14 protein-coding genes are annotated in these 18,452 nt (G+C 63.1%); 13 read left to right on the forward strand and 1 reads right to left on the reverse strand.

The features are described 5' to 3' along the window. The first annotated feature begins 210 nt into the window (after positions 1-210). From JQ597_RS08570 to JQ597_RS08590, 5 genes are all read left to right on the forward strand, one after another. Positions 211-2,220, forward strand: a complete 2,010-nt coding sequence (locus tag JQ597_RS08570) for a hydantoinase/oxoprolinase family protein (RefSeq protein WP_212263753.1) — start codon at positions 211-213, stop codon at positions 2,218-2,220. Further along, positions 2,217-3,803, forward strand: a complete 1,587-nt coding sequence (locus JQ597_RS08575; protein ID WP_212263754.1) for a hydantoinase B/oxoprolinase family protein — start codon at positions 2,217-2,219, stop codon at positions 3,801-3,803. Before JQ597_RS08570 ends, JQ597_RS08575 begins: the two co-directional genes overlap by 4 nt. Beyond that, on the forward strand, positions 3,800-5,122 hold the full coding sequence (locus tag JQ597_RS08580) for an aminotransferase class III-fold pyridoxal phosphate-dependent enzyme (protein WP_212263755.1): 1,323 nt from the start codon (positions 3,800-3,802) through the stop codon (positions 5,120-5,122). Before JQ597_RS08575 ends, JQ597_RS08580 begins: the two co-directional genes overlap by 4 nt. A 305-nt stretch (positions 5,123-5,427) precedes the next feature. After that, positions 5,428-6,360: an N-carbamoyl-D-amino-acid hydrolase gene (locus tag JQ597_RS08585; protein WP_212263756.1), complete on the forward strand. Its 933-nt coding sequence runs from the start codon at positions 5,428-5,430 to the stop codon at positions 6,358-6,360. Further along, the gene (locus JQ597_RS08590) at positions 6,361-7,020 is read left to right on the forward strand and encodes a flavin reductase family protein (RefSeq protein WP_212263757.1); all 660 of its coding nucleotides are present in this window, start codon (positions 6,361-6,363) and stop codon (positions 7,018-7,020) included. Here JQ597_RS08590 and JQ597_RS08595 read toward each other — a convergent pair. Then, a complete protein-coding gene (locus tag JQ597_RS08595) occupies positions 7,014-7,676 on the reverse strand; it encodes an aspartate/glutamate racemase family protein (RefSeq protein WP_212263758.1) in 663 nt (220 codons plus the stop codon). The two genes, JQ597_RS08590 and JQ597_RS08595, sit on opposite strands and share 7 nt — an antisense overlap. A gap of 204 nt (positions 7,677-7,880) precedes the next feature. On the opposite strand from JQ597_RS08595, the gene hydA reads away from it, so the two are divergent. The 8 genes from hydA (at position 7,881) to nikE (ending at position 17,862) form a co-directional block, all read left to right on the forward strand. Continuing rightward, entirely contained in the window at positions 7,881-9,350 is a 1,470-nt protein-coding gene (gene hydA / locus JQ597_RS08600; protein WP_212263759.1) for a dihydropyrimidinase, read from the forward strand. Positions 9,351-9,381: 31 nt separating this feature from the next. After that, positions 9,382-10,359: an NAD-dependent epimerase/dehydratase family protein gene (locus tag JQ597_RS08605; RefSeq protein ID WP_212263760.1), complete on the forward strand. Its 978-nt coding sequence runs from the start codon at positions 9,382-9,384 to the stop codon at positions 10,357-10,359. Position 10,360: 1 nt separating this feature from the next. Then, a complete protein-coding gene (locus JQ597_RS08610; protein WP_212263761.1) occupies positions 10,361-11,122 on the forward strand; it encodes an SDR family oxidoreductase in 762 nt (253 codons plus the stop codon). Next, positions 11,119-12,552 (forward strand): NAD(P)-binding domain-containing protein, encoded by a 1,434-nt coding sequence (locus tag JQ597_RS08615; RefSeq protein WP_212263762.1) that lies wholly within the window; start codon positions 11,119-11,121, stop codon positions 12,550-12,552. Before JQ597_RS08610 ends, JQ597_RS08615 begins: the two co-directional genes overlap by 4 nt. 139 nt (positions 12,553-12,691) lie before the next feature. Beyond that, positions 12,692-14,308: an ABC transporter substrate-binding protein gene (locus JQ597_RS08620; RefSeq protein ID WP_212263763.1), complete on the forward strand. Its 1,617-nt coding sequence runs from the start codon at positions 12,692-12,694 to the stop codon at positions 14,306-14,308. Positions 14,309-14,321: 13 nt separating this feature from the next. Next, positions 14,322-15,353: an ABC transporter permease gene (locus JQ597_RS08625; RefSeq protein ID WP_212263764.1), complete on the forward strand. Its 1,032-nt coding sequence runs from the start codon at positions 14,322-14,324 to the stop codon at positions 15,351-15,353. Continuing rightward, on the forward strand, positions 15,350-16,198 hold the full coding sequence (locus JQ597_RS08630) for an ABC transporter permease (RefSeq protein ID WP_212263765.1): 849 nt from the start codon (positions 15,350-15,352) through the stop codon (positions 16,196-16,198). The genes JQ597_RS08625 and JQ597_RS08630 overlap by 4 nt, the downstream gene beginning before the upstream one ends. Further along, positions 16,195-17,862, forward strand: a complete 1,668-nt coding sequence (gene nikE, locus JQ597_RS08635) for a nickel ABC transporter ATP-binding protein NikE (RefSeq protein ID WP_212263766.1) — start codon at positions 16,195-16,197, stop codon at positions 17,860-17,862. Before JQ597_RS08630 ends, nikE begins: the two co-directional genes overlap by 4 nt. Positions 17,863-18,452: the final 590 nt, after the last annotated feature.

The raw sequence follows: 18,452 nt of genomic DNA on the forward strand, positions 1-18,452 counted from the left end.
TCGACCGGTCTGTCACAAACTCGCCTGGGTGGCCTTCACAGGGGAAGCAGGGTGATGATGACGGATCGTGGAGTCTCGTTGAAACTACTGATCGGCGCGGCCTATCTCTAGCTCGACTTTCGCGATTTGAGTCGCAACGTGGCTTCTGTCGTCGCCCCCGGCCTTGTTCGGTGCGCTGAGAAGGAAGGCAATGGCTGAACAAGGAATGAAATGAGCGGCTTATACAGGGAATGGGAGGTCGGTACCGATATCGGGGGCACGTTCACCGACATCATTGCCATCCGGCGTGACCCCGCCGAAACCCGGATCGCCAAGGTTCCGTCGCGTCCGCATGCGCCGGTCGATGCGATGCTCGAAGCCCTTGAGGCCATTGGACTGCAGAAGGATCAGGTCAAACGCTTCGTCCATGGCACCACACGGGTAACCAATGCGATCGTCGAGGAACGCCTCCCAAAGGTTGCGCTGATCGCCACCGCGGGATTCGAGGATGTGCTGGATATCGCCCGCTACCGGCGCCGTGATCTGTACCGCCTCGATATCCCGCCGAAATCGCCATCATTGGTGCCGCGCGAGCTTTGCTTCGGTCTGGTTGAGCGGCTCGATCACGAAGGCAATGTGCTGAAGCCGTTGCAGGATCTGGAGATCGATCGTCTGGTGACCTGGCTGAAGCAGACGGGTGTGCAAAGCGTCGCGGTGGCCTTGCTGCATGCCTACGCCAATCCGGTACATGAGAGGATTCTGGCCGAACGGCTCAAGGCGATCGTGCCGCATGTCTCGCTGTCACATGAGGTCAATCCGGAAGCACGCGAATACGAGCGCACGTCGTCGACGGTGTTCAATGCGGCGGCGATGCCGATTGCCGTCGAATATTTGAGTGAGCTGGAGCAGCGCTTGCCGATTGGACCTGGCCTGCAGGTGTTCCATTCCGCCGGAGCCATGGTTCCGATTGCTGCGGTCAAGCGGCGTCCTCTGGTGATGGCGATGTCCGGGCCCGCGGCCGGTGTGTCAGCGTCGGTCAGCATCGCGCGTCAGCTCGGCACGCCGAGAATGCTCACCTTCGACATGGGTGGTACCACCACCGACGTCTGTCTGATCATCGACGGGCAGGCGGAGATGGCGGACGGCCGAATGCTCGGGGATCGGCCGCTGCGCCAGCCGATGCTGGCGGTTCACTCGATCGGGGCGGGAGGTGGTTCGATCGTGCGCAATGGGCCGGGCGGCTTGACCGTAGGACCCCAGAGCGCGGGGTCGGAACCCGGCCCGGCCTGCTATGGCCGCGGCGGCACGGCGGCGACGATCACCGATGCCAACGCGGTGCTCGGCTATCTCAATCCCGAAACGCGGCTCGGGGACCGTATCAGCCTCGACATCGAGGCTGCCCGGCGCGCCATTGCGCCCATAGCACAAGCGTTGAAACTGGGCCTCGAGGAGACCGCACTCGGCATCGTCAAGGTCGCCAATGCAACCATGGCAAGGGCGCTGCGCCGGGTGACGGTGGAACGCGGCATCGACGGCCGCGACTGTACGCTCCTTGCCTTCGGCGGCGGCGGTCCGATGCATGCGGCGGGAATGGCGGATCTCTACGGCATCGGCTCGATCGTGGTGCCCAACGCATCAAGCGCATTCTCTGCGCTGGGCTGTCTCACCGCCGATTTCAGCTTTCTGCAGCAGCAGACCTTCCGTGTCGCATTGGATGGTATCGATCTCGCTCGGGTGTTGGAGCGGATTGAGACCTTGATCGGGCAGGCGTCGGAACCATTGATTGCCAACGGCGTTGCGCGCGCAGAGATCGACGTCGAACTGGTCGCCCTGATGCGCTATGCCGCGCAGAACGACGCCATTGCCGTGCCGTTCTCCCTGCCTCTGAATACCACGCGCCTGCGGGAAGATTTTCTCGTTCGTCACCACGAACTGTTCGGCTACGCGACGCAGGAGAGTTGCGTCATCGAATCGGTGCGCGTGCAGGCGCGGCGGCCATCGACCACCATCGTCGATCGCCCCACGACCGCCGTTCGCAAGTTGCAGGTGGCTTCGCGTCGATGCACGTTCGATGGCGGCCATGACGTGGCGACGGTGATCGTGGACCGCGCCTCGATGAAGGAGCCGGTCCTCGGGCCCGCGATCATTGAAGATGCGTGGTCCACAATTGTGGTCCCCCCGGGCTGGCAGGCCAAACCGGACACGGTCGGTCATCTCTTTTTGACGAAGGTGAGGCCATGACGCTCGATCCGTTTACCGTTGAGGTGATCCGGCATGGTCTGTCGGCGGCAGCCGAGGAAATGAGTCTGGTGATGACGCGTTCGGCACGCTCGCCACTGTTGCGCGAAGCCGGCGATCTTTCATCTGCGATCACCGATGCGAAGGGCGATCTGGTCGGTCAGGGCCGGGACATCCCGATCCACCTCGGGGCCATGGCTTACACCGTCCCGGAACTGCTGAAAGTTGTGCCCGTAGGCAGCCTGAACGACGGCGACGTGCTGATCTATAATCTTGGCGCGCTGGGCGGCAACCATCTTAACGACGTCAAAGTGGTCCGGCCGGTTTTTGTCGACGGTGATATCGTCGCATTCGCGATCAGCCTCGCGCATTGGCCCGATATCGGCGGAACATGGCCGGGCAGCTACTTCGCCAAGGCCATCGATACTTTTCAGGAGGCGATGCGCATTCCGCCGGTTCTGATTGCGACAGCGGGCGGTGTGAATACGCCCATCATGCAGCTTCTGAAGGCCAATGTACGCGATCCCGAAGCGTGCGAGGGCGATCTGCTCGGACAGATCGCGGCAACCAAGGCGGGCGAAAAACGCATCGTCGAGCTTTGCCGGCACCACGGCAGGGATGTGTTCGCCGCGGCATTGGCGCGTCTGCATGATCTGTCGGAGATCGAGATGCGGGAGGCCATCCGCGAATTGCCTGATGGCGTCTATCAAGGGGAAGATTACCTGGACGATGGCGGCGCGGGCGGTGAGCCCGCCCGCATTCACGTCAAGATCACCATCGCCGGTGACGAAGCCACGTTCGATCTGTCCGGCAGCGCCGACCGGGCCTCGAATTTCTGCAACACCACGCCGTTCATCGCGCGTTCCGCGGTTGCCTATTCGGCACGCATCATGAGCGGGCGTGAGATGCAGCAAAATGCCGGCGCCTTGCGGCCGCTCACGATCATCACGCGCCAGGGTTCGATTCTGGAGCCGGGGTGGACGGCGGCCGTCGCGGCGGGAAATCACGAAACCTCAATGCGCATCGTCGATGCCATCTTCCATGCGATGCAGGACGCGATTCCGGAACGCTTGTCCGCCGGCGGGACGACGACAGCCAGCGTGCTCTTTTTCGCCGAGCCGCGCTCGGACGGCTCCTGGAAGATGCTGTACGAGGTCCATGGCGGCGGCGAGGGCGCGCGCCATGATCGTGACGGCGTTTCGGCGACGCGCGTGCACCTGGCCAATACGTCCAATACTCCGGCCGAAGTGATCGAGGCCAACTACAAGATCCGGGTCGAGCAGCAATCCATTCGCCGCGAGTCCGGTGGCGCCGGACAGTATCGCGGCGGCGACGGCGTGGTGCGTTCCTACCGGATTCTCGCGCCGTCCATGCATTTGACCACATGTATCGAGCGAATGGTGATCCCGCCATTCGGCATGCAGGGCGGCCAACCCGGCCAGACCTGCCTGATATCGCTGGTCAGAAATGGCGCCAATGTCGAAATCGATGGCAAATCGAATCTGGTGCTGCAGCGCGACGATCTTGTCACCATCGAGAGCTGCGGCGGCGGCGGTTATGGAGCGGCGAATGAGGTTTCTCGATGAGTAGGCTCTTGCGAACCGGCCTGAACGCAGGCGACAGCGCACCGCTTACCGTCGTCGGCGGTGAGGGCGTCTATTTCCACCTCGAGGATGGCCGTCGCCTGATCGACGGAAGCAATACTGGTGGCGGCCTTGGCCATCGTCATCCGGCGATGGTGGAAGCGATCCGTCGCGCTGCGGATACGCCCGTCGTGAATGAAGGCTGGACCTGGATCGGGCGCGAGCAAGCCGCTGACGATCTGATCAGGGTCGCCTTCGAAGGTGAAGAGGACTGGGTCGGCGCCGTTCGCTTTTGCATCAGCGGAAGCGAAGCAAATGACATGGCGCTTTCGCTCTGCCAGGCACTGACGCAGCGCACGGCGCTCGCGACCCGCGAACGCGCCTATCACGGCCTGGTCGGTCTGTCCCGCAGCATGACCGTGCAGCCGCAATGGCATGGCGGCCTCGCGGTGCATGCCGGTGGCTCGCAACTGCCTGCGGTGATGGCGCCGGTCCGCATTCTGCCCGCGCCTGATGGCGCGATCTACGGCGCACCACCGAACAATCCATCGGCGAAGCAGTATCTCGCCGATGCCGCAAGCACCCTGTCGGACACTGCCGCAACCATCATCGACTATACGCAAGGCGGCATCTACTACGACGCCGACTATCAGGACGAGCTGGCGCTGCACGCCCGCGAGGCTGGATCGGTCTGGATCGCCGACGAAGTGGTGACCGGCGCGGGGCGGGCGGGGCGATGGTTTGCGTTTCAAGGTGGCGAGAGCCGCCCGGACATCGTGACGCTCGGCAAATCGTTGGGAGGCGGCGCCGCGGCGGTCGCGGCCGTCGTGGTGTCGAAAGCCATCGTCGAGCAGCTCAAGGGCAAGAGTTGGCAGAACTACGGAACGTTGCGCGGGCACCCGATCAGCATGGCCGCCATCAGCGCCTACCTCGGCGTCGTCACCAGCGAAGACATCCTGTCCCGGGTACGCCAGCTCGAGGGACTGTTCGCAAAGCGTCTGCTCGAGATCGCCCGGCGGCATCCCAGCGTAAGACGCGTGGCGGGACAAGGCCTGCATTGGACCATCGAGCTGCACGGGCCGGACTGGCGGACGTGGCGCGCGGACAGCCTTGAGGATCCCATCGCTTCCCGCGTCGCGTTGCGCGCCCTTGAGGCCGGCGCGGTGATTGGAACCAGCGGTGAACAGACCTCGCTGTTCCTTGCGCCGCCTTTGGTGATCTCCGCGGATGAATCCCATCGGTTGCTCGATGCGCTGGATCACGGTCTGCAGGTTGCGGATGAAGAGCACGAACGCCATGCTGCCCCTGGCCACGGCCGATAGGAGGGCTGGACTGAGTCATCAAGGATACCGCCAGTGAGCTGCGTTTCTCGTTTGGCCGGTTGGCGAACCCTGGTACCTGCCGATGCCTGACGGCACGCTCGACCATGCGCTGGCGCGCGCCGCGGGGGGCGGCGAGCGGAAACGCAGAACTGACGTGCATCACGAGGACTGTCTCCGGAATTGACTTCGTGTGAACCAAAACTTTAACTGCTGGCTCGATTGAGCCGGATAAGACTCCGAGCTTCACAGGCTGCTTCATTTTCATGCAAGCGCCGCCTTAAATGGAAGCGCCCAGAAAGGTATCCATGCGCGTCATCAATGTTGCCGCCGCCCAGTTGGGTCCGATTCAGAAAGCCGACAGTCGCGAAACCGTCGTCAAGCGCATGATCGCGCTGATGGATGAAGCCAAGGCGAGGGGCGCCGATCTGATCGTCTATCCGGAGCTTGCCCTCACCACGTTCTTTCCGCGCTGGTACATGGAGGACCAGGCTGAGGTCGACACGTGGTTCGAACGCGAGATGCCGAATGCTGCGGCCATGCCGCTGTTTGAGCGCGCCGCCCGGCACCAGATGGCGATGAGCTTTGGCTATGCCGAACTGACAGCGGACGGACATCACTTCAACACCTGTATTCTCACCGATAAGTCCGCCAGAATTGTCGGGACCTATCGCAAGATCCATCTGCCGGGGCATTCGGAGTTTGATACCGAGCGCGCTTTCCAGCATCTGGAGAAGCGCTACTTCGAGCCCGGCGATCTCGGTTTCAAGGTCTGGCGGACCCTCGGCGGAATCTTCGGCATGGCCGTCTGCAACGACCGGCGCTGGCCGGAAACCTACCGCGTGATGGGTCTGCAGGGCGTCGAGATGGTGCTGATCGGCTACAACACGCCCTCGGTCAATGCCGAGAAGAGCGAGGAGGGGCCCGAGAAGCGGCTCTTCCACAACCGACTGTCCGCACAGGCCGGCGCCTACCAGAACTCTACCTGGGTCGTATGCGTTGCCAAGGCCGGCGTCGAGGATGGCCACCCCTTGATCGGCGGCAGCCTGATCGTCAATCCGGACGGAGAGATCGTCGTCGAGGCGAAAACCGAAGAGGACGAGTTGCTGGTTTACCCGTGCGACCTCGACGCCACCGATTTCGGCAAGAAAACCATCTTCAACTTCGCCAACCACCGCCGCATCGAGCATTATGGCCTGATCACCAGCCGCACCGGCGCGGTGCCGCCGCCGGAAAACTAGATGTCCGGCATCTCCTTCCGCGAGCTTGATCCGCACGACCGATACAAGTTGCTGTGCGGGGTCGTGGTGCCACGGCCGATCGCGCTGGTGACCACGCTCGACGAGAACAACAAGGTCAACGCGGCACCGTTCAGCTTCTTCAACGTGTTCTCCGAAGATCCTCCGCTCGTGGTGCTCGGCTTGCAACACAAGGCCGATCACAGCCCCAAGGACACCACCCGCAACATCCACCGCAGCGGAGAGTTCGTCGTGCATATGGTGGACGAGGCGTTGGCGGCCACCATGAACGACTGCGCGATCGACTTTCCCTCCGGCAACAGCGAGGTGGAGGCGACGGGCCTGGCGACATTGCCGTCAGTCGATATCGCCGTGCCGCGGCTGGCGGCAGCTCCCTTCGCGCTGGAGTGCAGGCAACATGTCGCCCTCGCTTTCGGACCCGGGCGCGAACTCCTGGTTGGTGAGGTGCTGCGCCTGCACGCGCGCGACGGCTTGGTCGACCGGGAGAGGATGTACGTCGATTTCGACGTCTATCGTCCGATCGGACGCCTGTTCGGCAATCTCTACGCTACCCAGCGCGATACCTTCGCGCTGACGCGCGAAAGCCACGCCCAGTGGCTTGCACGCAGCGGTGCGCGTGAACCGTCCGGCGAAAGTCAGTGATGGGCGAACTGTACCGCACCCAAAGCCATGGTCACGGCCGCCTGCGTCGGGTCGATCACGGGAATCCCGAGCGCCTGTTCCAGCGGCCTTCGGTGACGCGCCATGCCGGCACAGCCCATCACGATGGCGCCGGATCCGTCTTCGTCCTTGAGCGCGCGCCCGACCTCGATCATCTTCGCGAGCGTTCCTTCGCCCGACGCCGTCTCCGCCACGCTCATGTTGAGCGGGCGCTCCCGCGTCAGGCGATCCATCAATCCCATTTGCCTGAGGTAACGGACGTGGCGGCGAATCGAGCGCTGTGCGATCGCAATGACGCCGAAGCTTTCGGCGCGCGCAAGCGCCGTCAGCACGCCGCATTCGGCGATGCCGAAAACGGGCCGGTCCGTCGCTTCGCGGCAGACATGCAGGCCCGGATCGCTGTAGCAGGCAATGACAAAGGCGGCCGAACTGTTGTCGCCTTCGACAAGACGGCGCAGCGGCATCGCCACGCCATCGACGTCGGCCTGGCTTTCGATTCCGTAGGGCCCTTCAGCCAAAGTTTCGCAGACGATCTCCGGTCCGCCCTCAAAGCCGAGCGGCTTAAGTGCGTCTTCCAGCCCTTGCGTCACGAGGCGATTTGAATTGGGATTGATGACGAGAATGCGTTGCCTGGACATCATGTTTTCCTGCTGGACGGTGCATCGGCCGATGCCGTGGGGCCGAGGCGCAAAGAGACTTCGATGGAAGCAATGACCATGCCATCGAGCGATGCATGGTCCACTGTCTGCTCCCAAAGCGCAAGGGAGTGTAGCGACACGATCTGTGCTTTTATGCAGCGGACGCCCGACTTGCGATTCAGGACCTGACTTGGAGAGTTTGCCATGACCGAACCCGTCTATGACCTCCTCATCCGTGGCGGACGCGTCGCGACCGTCAGCGACGTGTTCGAGGCCGATGTCGCCATTTCCGGCGAGACGATTGTTGCTGTCGGCCGCGGCTTGCCGGCCGGGCGACGCGAGATCGATGCGCGCGGCAAGCTGGTGCTGCCCGGCGGCGTCGACAGCCACGCCCACATCGAACAGCTATCGGCCGCGGGTATCATGAACGCCGATACGTTCGAGAGCGCGACGGTCTCGGCGGCCTTCGGTGGCACCACGAGCGTGATCTCGTTCGCGGCCCAGCACGTCGGCATGAAGCTGCCGCAGGTGCTGGAGGACTATCATGCGCTGGCTAAAAAGGGCGCGGTGATCGACTACGCCTTTCACATGATCATCGCCGATCCGACAAAGGAAACGCTGGAGACGGATCTGCCGGCATTGATCAAGCAGGGCCATGGCTCGATCAAGATCTTCATGACTTATGATCGCCTGAAGATCGATGACGAGCCGCTGCTCGACATTCTGCTGGCGGCGCGTGACGGCGGCGCGATGCTCTGCGCCCATGCCGAGAATCACGGGATCATTTCCTGGATGGTGAAGCGGCTGCTCGCGCGCGGTTATACCCATCCGAAATATCACGCTATCAGCCACGCCCGCGTTTCGGAAGCGGAGGCGTTCACGCGGTTGATTGGCATGGCTGCGCTGATCGACCAACCGATCATGATCTTCCACGTCTCGACGGCGGAAGGCGCCAGGGTGATCCGCGATGCGCGCGGGCAGGGGCTGAAGGTGTTCGCGGAGACCTGCCCGCAATATCTGTTTCTCACGGCCGATGATCTCGACAAGCCCGGCGTGGAAGGCGCCAAATGGATGTGCAGCCCGCCGCCGCGGCGCGCCGCCGACCAGGAAGCGCTGTGGCAGGCGTTGGCGCTCGGCGATCTCCAGACCGTGTCGTCCGACCACGCGCCGTACCGATTCGACGAAACCGGTAAACTGCGGGCCGGCCCCAATCCTAATTTCAAGCAGGTGGCGAACGGTTTGCCGGGCCTTGAAGTCCGGTTGCCGCTGCTGTTCGACGCCATGGTCTCCAGGGGGCGCCTCGGAATCGAAAAGTTCGTCGAACTGACCGCGACGGCACCTGCAAAGATCTACAATCTGCATCCGCGGAAAGGCTCGATTGCGGTTGGCGCCGATGCGGATATCGCGATCTGGGACCCGGCGCGAGAGGTGACGCTGAGCGATGAGATGATGCATGACCTCACGGGCTATACGCCCTTCGCCGGCCGCAAGCTGCGCGGCTGGCCGGTGACCGTGCTGTCGCGCGGGCGCGTGATCGTGTCGGACGGCAAACGTTCGGTCGAAGCAGGCTCAGGGCGTTTCCTCGCGCGCACGGGAGGAGAGGCGGCGAAACCGACCGGCCGGCTGGTATCGGATATGGACCCGGAACAGAATTTCGGGGCGAGGCTCCTGTGATCTGTCCGCGGCGACGGGTTCGGATTGAGAAATGAGAATCCTTGTTTTCGGCGGCACCGGTTTTGTTGGGCTCAATATCGCCGCGACATTGCTGGCGCGCGGTCATGCGGTGACGTTGTTCGACCGCGCGGGCCTGCCGTCTGACGCAGCCAGGGATCTTGCCTCTCACGCGGATCGGCTGACCGTCATCCAGGGCGATATCACCGATCAGAATGCCGTCGGGCAGGCGATCGCAACCAGCTATGAGGCGATCATTCTCGGAGCCGCAATCACGGCCGGTCCGGAGCGCGAGGCAAAGGATCCCGAGACCATTCTGCGGGTCAACCTGCTGGCTCAGACGCCGGTGCTGATCGCGGCGCAGCGCGCTGGCGTCAAGCGCATCATCAATCTGTCGTCCGCGGCTGCCTACGGCGCCAGCGCATTTGGGAATGCGGTGCTTGATGAGGAAACGCCTTGCGATCCGGCTTCGCTCTACGCCATTACCAAACTCGCGTCGGAGAAAGTGGCCGCGCGCCTTTCCACCCTATGGCAATGCCAAATCGTCAGCGTACGGCTGAGCGCCGTATTCGGCCCGTGGGAGCGGAGCAACGAGGTGCGCGACACGCCAAGCCCGCAGGTGCAGATTCTGGCTGCGATGCAGGAGAAACGCGAGGCTGTTCTGGCGCGTCCGGGTGTCAGGGACTGGATCTATGCCGTGGATGTCGCGGAAGCCGTGACGTTGCTGATCGAGGCGGAGCGGCCCAAGCATCAGCTCTACAATATTTCGACCGGCGTGGAATGGCCGGCGCTCCAATGGGGGCAGGAATTGGCCGCGCTGCGCCCCGGTTTCATTTGCCGGCTGACCGATGCCGGTGAAGCGGCGACGATCGACCTGCATAGTCCAGCCGACCGGGCGCCGCTTTCGGTCACGCGCATGGCGGAAGAGTTCGGCTGGCGCGCGCGGTTTGGCTGCGCCGATTCCGTCGTCGAACTGAGCAACTGGTGGAAAGAACATCGAGGGAAAGCCTGACATGAGACTGACAGGGCGGACGGCGATCATAACCGGCGCTGGCTCCGGCATCGGCCGCGCCAGTGCGGCGCTGTTTGCGAAGGAGGGCGCCTTTATCGCGTTGGTCGATCGCGACAGTGCGGGTTTGCAGGAGACGCTGGCGGCGATCGACGGCGTGAAGGGTGAAGCTTCATTCCATGTCGGCGATGTCGGCGAGGCGGATTTCGCGCAAACTGTGGTTGGCGATGTCATAGCGCGTCGCGGCCGCCTCGATGTGCTGATGGCCGCGGCGGGCTTCTCCTGCGGCGGCACGGTGCTGACCACCGATCCCGCCGATTGGGATGCGGTGTTCCGCACCAATGTCGGCGGCACCTGGCTCTGGGCACGCGCGGCAGTGCCCGAGATGCAGCGGCAAGGCAGCGGCTCGATCATTGCGCTCGCCTCGCAACTGGCGATCGCCGGTGGCAAGGGCAACAGCGCCTATATCGCGGCCAAGGGCGCGATCATCAGCCTTACCCGGACGATGGCGGTGGATTTCGCCACGGACGGAATCCGGGTCAACGCGATCGCGCCGGGCGCCATCGACACGCCGATGCTGCGACGCAGTTTTGCTCGCCATGCCGACCCTGAACCAGTGCGTGAAGCGTCCCGCAACCGCCATGCCATGAAGCGATTTGGCCAGGCGGAGGAGGTGGCCCAGGCCGCGCTCCACCTCGCCAGCGATGCGTCTTCCTTTACGACCGGCACCGTGATGGTGGTGGATGGCGGATGGCTCGCGGCATGAATAGCTTGCTCGCTCTCGAAGCCCAGGTTCGCGCCGATCTTGCAAAGACCGCGCATCCGGATGCTGCGTGGCTGACGCCGAAGCTCGGGCCCGACGGCAGACCGGCGCTGGACGTGCTCGTGGTGGGCGCCGGGCAATCTGGGCTCGCGACGGCGTTTGGGCTGATGCGCTCGCAGGTGCGCAACATCCTCGTGCTCGACAAATCCGAGGAGGGGCAGGAAGGACCGTGGCTCACTTACGCCCGCATGCATACGCTGCGTAGTCCGAAGCATTTCACCGGGCCCGATCTTGATATTCCCAGCCTGACCTACCAGTCCTGGCACGAGGCGCGCTTCGGCGAGGGGGATTGGCGAAATCTCGACCTGATTTCACGCGAGCTTTGGGCGGAGTATCTGCTCTGGTTCAGGCGCATCCTGGACCTGCCGGTGCGGAATGGTTGCGAGGTTATCGAGATCTCGCCTGCGGCCGGTGGATTGCTCGCGGTCAAGGTAAAGACGGCTGATGGTTTCGATATTGTCTTTGCGCGCAAGATTGTGCTGGCGACGGGGCAGGAAGGCATGGGCGACTGGACCATTCCGGAGCCGCTACGCCATCTGCCGTCGTCGGTTTGCGCGCATGCGGCCCAGCCGATCGACTTCGCCCGCTTGTGCGGCAAGAATGTTGCGGTGATCGGCGCCGGCGCTTCGGCCTTCGACAATGCAGCGACCGCACTGGAGGCAGGCGCGGCCGAGGTGGATCTGTTTTGCCGCAGGGCGGAGATCCAGGTGATCCAGCCCTACCGCTGGCTCACGTTCCGCGGCTTCCTGCGTCACTTCTGTGATCTGGATGATGCCTGGCGCTGGCGCTTCATGCGCGCCGTGCTGGAGATGCGGGAAGGTTTTCCGCAAGCGACCTACGACCGCTGCGCGCATCATCCCAATTTTCGCCTGCAGGAGGGGGCACCGATCGAAGCCGCCACGCAAACGGCTTGCGGCGTCGACTTGCAGACGCCGCGGGGCGTGTTCGCGGCCGACTTCGTGATCTGCGGCACAGGGATCGACATGAATTTTGCCGGCCGGCCCGAACTGCGAAGCAGCGCCGCCAACATCGCGACCTGGGCCGACCGCTACCAGCCGCCGCCGGACGAGCGCAGCCCGCGGCTCGGGCGTTTTCCCTATCTCGCTGACGACTATGCGCTGATGGAGCGGGTCGCCGGTGAAACACCATGGATCGCGAACATTCATGTCTTCGCGATCGCCTCCACCATGAGCTTCGGTGCTTCGGGCTCATCGATCAATGCGATGACCACGGCCGTGCCGAAGCTGGTGCACGGGTTGACACGCGGCCTGTTTCGCGCGGACATCGAGCGGCACTGGGCTTCGTTCAAGGCGTATGACGTGCCCCAGGCTGTCGTCGTGCGGCAAGCATCCACGACGGGTGAGGAACGGTGAACGGTTTTCAACCGCGTTTGGGAAGCTCGGCTCATACCTACTATGCTCCTGCCTCTGGCGGTTCCGGTTGGCATATCCCTTGCTTTAAGTTGATGTTCTCATTCAGAAAATAAACCTGACAATATAGGGAATAAGTTCGATGGGCGTTACAGGATCCAGGCGTCTGCTTTCGGCGGTAGCCTTTGTCGCGTTTTCACTGGCCGCCGGATCGGTGCAGGCACAAACGCGCGCGGAAACGCTGCGCTACGTCACCGGCGCATCGGTCAATACGCTCGAGCCGAATGTTCCGGGTTCGACCCGCGAAGCCTTTGCGGTGAGTCTCAGCACCTACGACCGGCTCGTGTCATTTGGCCGCAAGCAACTCAATGGCAAATGGGTGTTTGACCTCAGCAAGATCACCGGAGAGCTGGCGGAATCCTACGAGGTCAGCCCGGACGGGCTGAAGATGACTTTTCGCCTGCGCAAGGACGCGAAATTCCAGGACGGTACACCGGTCACCGCTGATGACGTCAAGTGGTCGCTCGACCGCGTCGTCACGGCGCCGATCCTCGGCAAGGCGCAGCTTCTCACGGGATCGTTGACATCAGCCGATCAGTTCAAGGTCGTCGACCCCTTGACCATCGAGGTGACGCTGCCGAAGCCGGACAAGCTGGCCTTACCGAATCTCGCCACCGTCTACCCGATCATCATCAACTCCAAGGTCGCCAAGTCGCATGCGACGGCAGAGGATCCCTGGGCAACGGCGTGGTTGAAGGAGAACACGGCCGGCAGCGGCGCCTACAGGATCGAGACGTTCAAGCCGGGTGAACAGGTGATCATGGTGCGCAACGAGGCCTGGAACCGCGGCACGACCGACAAGTCGGCGTTCTTCAAACGCGTCATCGTGCAGTCGGTGCCGGAGCCGGCGACGCGCGCCAATCTGGTCGAGCGTGGCGACGCCGATATCGTCGTCGATCTGCAGGCGAGCGACGTCCAGTCGCTCGAAGCCAAAGCCAAGCTGAAGGTGATCTCGACGCCGCAATACAATTCCGTCACCTTCGTTTCGATGAACAATCAAATCCCGCCCTTCGACAACGTCAATGTGCGCCGCGCCGTCGCTTTTGCGCTGCCCTATGACGACATGTTCAAGGCGGCGCTGTTCAGCCGCGGGTCGCCGCTGTTTGGCGCAACATGGGCTGATGGCAAGCCATCGAGCGGCGCCTATCCTGTACCGCAGCCGGTGAAACTCGACCTCGATAAGGCCAGGGAATATCTGAAGGCGGCCGGCATGCCGGACGGCTTCTCGACCACGTTCAGCTTTAACGTCGGTCAGGCTTCCACCGCCGAGCCTATGGCTGCGCTAGTGAAGGAGTCGCTCGCCAAGATCGGCATCAAGGTCGATATCCAGAAGCTGCCGGATGCGCAGATGTCGACGCAGATCAACGAGAAGAAGCTGCCTTTCTTTACCGAGGGCATCGTCGCCTGGTTGCCTTCGCCAGACTATTTCTACCGCAACTTCTACACCGGCAATCAGCGCTGGAACTACTCGTCGATCAACAATGCCGAACTGGTGGAGATCGCGCAGAAGGCCCGCTTCGAACCCGATGCGGCCAAGTATGAGGAAGACGGCAGGAAGCTCAACGCCATCCATTTCACCGAGATGCCGCAGATTCCGCTCTGGCAGCCCAGCCAGGACGCGGTCATGGCGGCCTCGGTCGAAGGCTACACCTACCAGTTCCACCGGCAGGTCGATTATCGCGATCTCAGTCGCAAGTAACCCGGCGGGTACGATGGCGGCCTTTGGAGCAACGGTGATACGGGCGGGCAGGCGTTTCCTGTCCTCGCTACCGGCGCTGTTTGGCGTGCTCGTGTTCACCTTCCTGCTGATGCGGGTGCTGCCGGGCGATCCGGCGGTGTTCTTCGCCTCCGGGCCGAACTCCGGCAAGGAGGAGATCGAGGTCATCCGCAAGCAGATGGGCCTCGACAAGCCGATGCCCGAACAACTGATGCTCTATCTCTATGACGTCGGCAGCGGCAATCTCGGTCGGTCGATGATGACCGGCCAAATGGTCACGAAGGATCTGCGCGAGCGGCTGCCGGCCTCGCTGGAACTGACGCTTACGGCGCTGCTGATCGCGCTGGTGTCGGCGGTGCCCCTCGGTGTGCTGGCAGCGCTCAGACCGGGCTCCATCATCGACCACGGCGTGCGATTTTTCTGCGCGCTCGGCGTCTGTGTCCCGACATTCGTCTCGGGCCTGTTGCTGATCTATGTTTTCTATTACCTGCTCGGGCTTGCGCCTGATCCGACCGGCCGGGTCGATATCTTCGCATCGCTGCCGCCGAGGCGAACCGGTTTCCTGTTGATCGATTTCCTGATCGCCGGCGATTTCGATGGCTGGTGGGCCGCCTTCCGGCAACTGATCCTGCCGGCGCTCAGCATGGCGCTGTTCGTGGTGGCGCCGCTGGCGCGCATCACGCGCGCCTCGATGCTGGTCTCGCTGGGCAGTGATTTCGTGCGCACCGCGCGCTCCATGGGCCTTCCGTGGTGGAAAATCGTCGTCACCTATGCACTGCGCAACGCCATCCTACCGGTCATCACCATCGCCGGCATCGTGTTCTCGACCATGCTCGGCGCCAATGTGCTGGTGGAAAAGGTATTCTCGTGGCCGGGCGTCGCTTCCTACGCGCTCGATGCGTTGCTGTCTTCCGATTATGCGCCGGTGCAAGGCTTCGTGCTGCTGATGGCGACCGTGTTCGTGATCGTCAATTTGTTGGTGGACATCCTCTATGGTATCGCCGATCCCAGGGTGACAATCGGATGACCAGTGCGACATTACGCCATGCCGGCTGGATCCTGCGCGGCAATCCGCTCACCGGTGTCGCCGCGACCGGCGTTTTCCTGCTGGTGTTGATTGCGATCTTCGGGCCCTGGATCGTGCCGTACGATCCGATCGTCTCGAATGTATCGCAGGCGCTGCAGCCGCCGAGCGCGGCGCACATCGCAGGCACCGATCAGCTCGGCCGCGACGTATTCAGCCGCCTCATCGTCGCCGCACGACTCGACCTTGCCATCGCCGTCTCGGCGGTCGGGATCTCCTTTGCCATCGGCGCCGTCATCGGCGCGATCTGCGGCTATACCGGCGGCCGTCTCGATCGCGGCGTCGGCCGCTTTGTCGACGTCGTGATGGCCTTTCCGCTTTTCGTGCTGGCGATGGCGATGGTCGCGGCCCTCGGCAACCGGGTCGAGAACATCATCATCGCGACCGCCATCATCAATCTGCCGTTCTACATCCGCTTTGCGCGGGCGGAGGTGAACGTCCGCCGCAATGTCGGCTGGGTCGAGGCGGCGCGCGCCTGCGGCGACAGCCACATCTCGGTCGTGCTGCGCTTCCTGCTGCCGAACGTGCTGCCGGCCATGGCGGTGCAGATATCGCTCAATCTCGGCTGGGCGATCCTCAATGCGGCCGGACTGTCCTTTATCGGTCTCGGCGTCAAGCCGCCGACGCCGGAATGGGGCATCATGGTTGCCGAAGGCGCGCGCTTCATTTCGACGGGCAAATGGTGGCTGGTTGCATTCCCCGGGTTGGCGCTGATGCTGACTGTGCTGTGCTTCAACCTCCTCGGCGACGGGGTGCGCGATATTCTCGACCCCCGCATGCGCACATGACCCCATCGCTGCTGGCACTGGACGACCTGCACGTCACTTTCTCGACACGGCGTGGCCTTGTCGAGGCGGTGCGTGGCGTCACGCTGTCGCTCGGCGAGGGCGAGATGCTCGGCCTGGTCGGCGAGAGCGGTTCGGGCAAGTCCGTGACGGGTTTTGCGATCACGCGGCTGCTGGATGCGGCCGGCCGTATCACGGCAGGCAATATCCGGTTTCGCGGGCAGGACATCACGCGGATATCAGGGAGTGATTTCCGTCATCTGCACGGCGCGGCGATGGCGATGATCTTTCAGAATCCTCGCGCAGCGCTCAATCCAATCCGTGCCGTCGGCGACCAGATCGCCGATGCCATCACGGCTCATAAGCGAATGCCGCGGGATCAGGCGCGCGCGCAGGCGCTGGAACTGTTGCGCGCCGTGCAAATCCGCGATCCCGAAAAGCGGATGTCCGCTTATCCGCACGAACTCTCCGGCGGTATGTGCCAGCGTGTGATGATCGCGATGGCGATTTCCTGTAATCCCGCACTGCTGATCGCCGACGAGCCCACTACCGGCCTCGACGTTACGACGCAAAAGGTCGTGATGGATTTGTTGACCGGGATTGCGGCCGAGCGCGGCATGGCGACCATTCTGATCACCCATGACCTCGGTCTCGCCGCCCGTTACTGTCGTCGCGTCGTGGTGATGGAGCAAGGCCGGCTGGTCGAGGAGGCCGAACCGCTGACACTGTTCCGAGCGCCGCAGCATTCCTACACCAAGCGCCTTGTGGCTGCTTCGCCCACGGCGACGTCCCGGATCGCGGATTTGGTGCCGGAAGAGGAGAGGGGTCGAGAAGTGGCGATCCAGGTCGCACCCAAATCGCCGGCTGCTCCGGGCACGCCGCCGCTGCTGGAGGTGCAGAAACTCGCAAAGCGGTTCGATCAGGGGGCCCCGGCGGTCGCGGACTTTTCGATGATGATCAATGCCGGCGAGAGCGTCGGCTTGGTCGGCGAGTCGGGTTCCGGCAAGAGCACGACATCGCGCATCATCTGCCGGTTGATCGATCCGAGCGAGGGCGAGATCGCGTTCGAAGGACAGTCGATCGGCCATATCCCGGCCCGCGATTTTCACCGCTCGCCGTTTCGCAAGGATATCCAGATCGTCTTTCAGGATCCGAACGACAGCCTCAACCCGCGCTTCACCGCCTTTGACTGCATCGCCCATCCGCTGTTGCGGCTGGGTGGCATGCGCGCCGGCGACGCGCTGCGGCAGCGGGTGGAGGAGTGTGCACGACGGGTCGGATTGGGGGTCGAATTGCTGACGCGCTTCCCGCATCAGCTTTCGGGCGGCCAGAAGGCTCGTGTCGGCATTGCCCGCGCCATCGCCTGCCGGCCGCGCCTCCTGGTGCTGGACGAGCCGACGGCGGCGTTGGATGTATCGGTACAGGCGGTGGTGCTGCAACTGCTCGACCGGCTGCGACGTGAGGATGACTTGGCCTTCCTCTTCGTCAGCCACGACCTCAACGTCGTTCGCATGATGTGCGACCGAACCATCGTGCTGCAAAATGGCCGCATCGTCGAACAGGGCGAGAGCCGGGCGATGTTCGACAATCCGAAAACCGCTTACACACGTGAGCTGGTTGAAGCCGTGCCGCATATCGAGCCGGAACTGGTTGCATCCGTAACCTGATATTGACGGGCGCGACAGCCGCAAAAGCCGCTTTCGCCGACCACCGATAGGCCGACAAGTCCGGCCCCCCGGCGGCCAGCGCGGCATAGAGCGCACGGGCGAGATCGGCGGGGCTTTGACGTTTCAGGCTTTGGCATTCCAGGCTTTGGCGTTCCGTCCCGTAGGTCCTCTTTTTCGATGCGCAATGACGGCGGAGTGCGGCAAATCAACCCGACGGGCAAATCAGTTCTGATTTTCGTAAATCATGTCAAGCCCCAAGATAAAAAATATTTCTTTTTACCAGAAGTAAAATCAGGGGTATGTGTTTGGCTATCCCGTCCTACTTAGAAGGGCGTCGGCCGTCGTCACGGACGTTGGGCGGGTTGCGGTGGACGCTTGTTTACGCTGAGACGACGGCGTGGATGGGCGTACGGCAAAACCGTGTGGTCCTGGCGCCCGTTGCAGGCGTCAAGCCGTCGGCTAAGCGCAAGCTGAACCGGCGGTGACGGAGTCAACCAAGAACTCGTCTCCGGGGAGATCACGGCATAAGCCGTAAAGCCATTGCGCAGGGAAGGCCGGGTGTTCTCCGCTGCCCTGTATGCTCGTGTGCA

Source organism: Bradyrhizobium sp. AUGA SZCCT0177 (assembly GCF_018130125.1).
GTDB lineage: Bacteria > Pseudomonadota > Alphaproteobacteria > Rhizobiales > Xanthobacteraceae > Bradyrhizobium.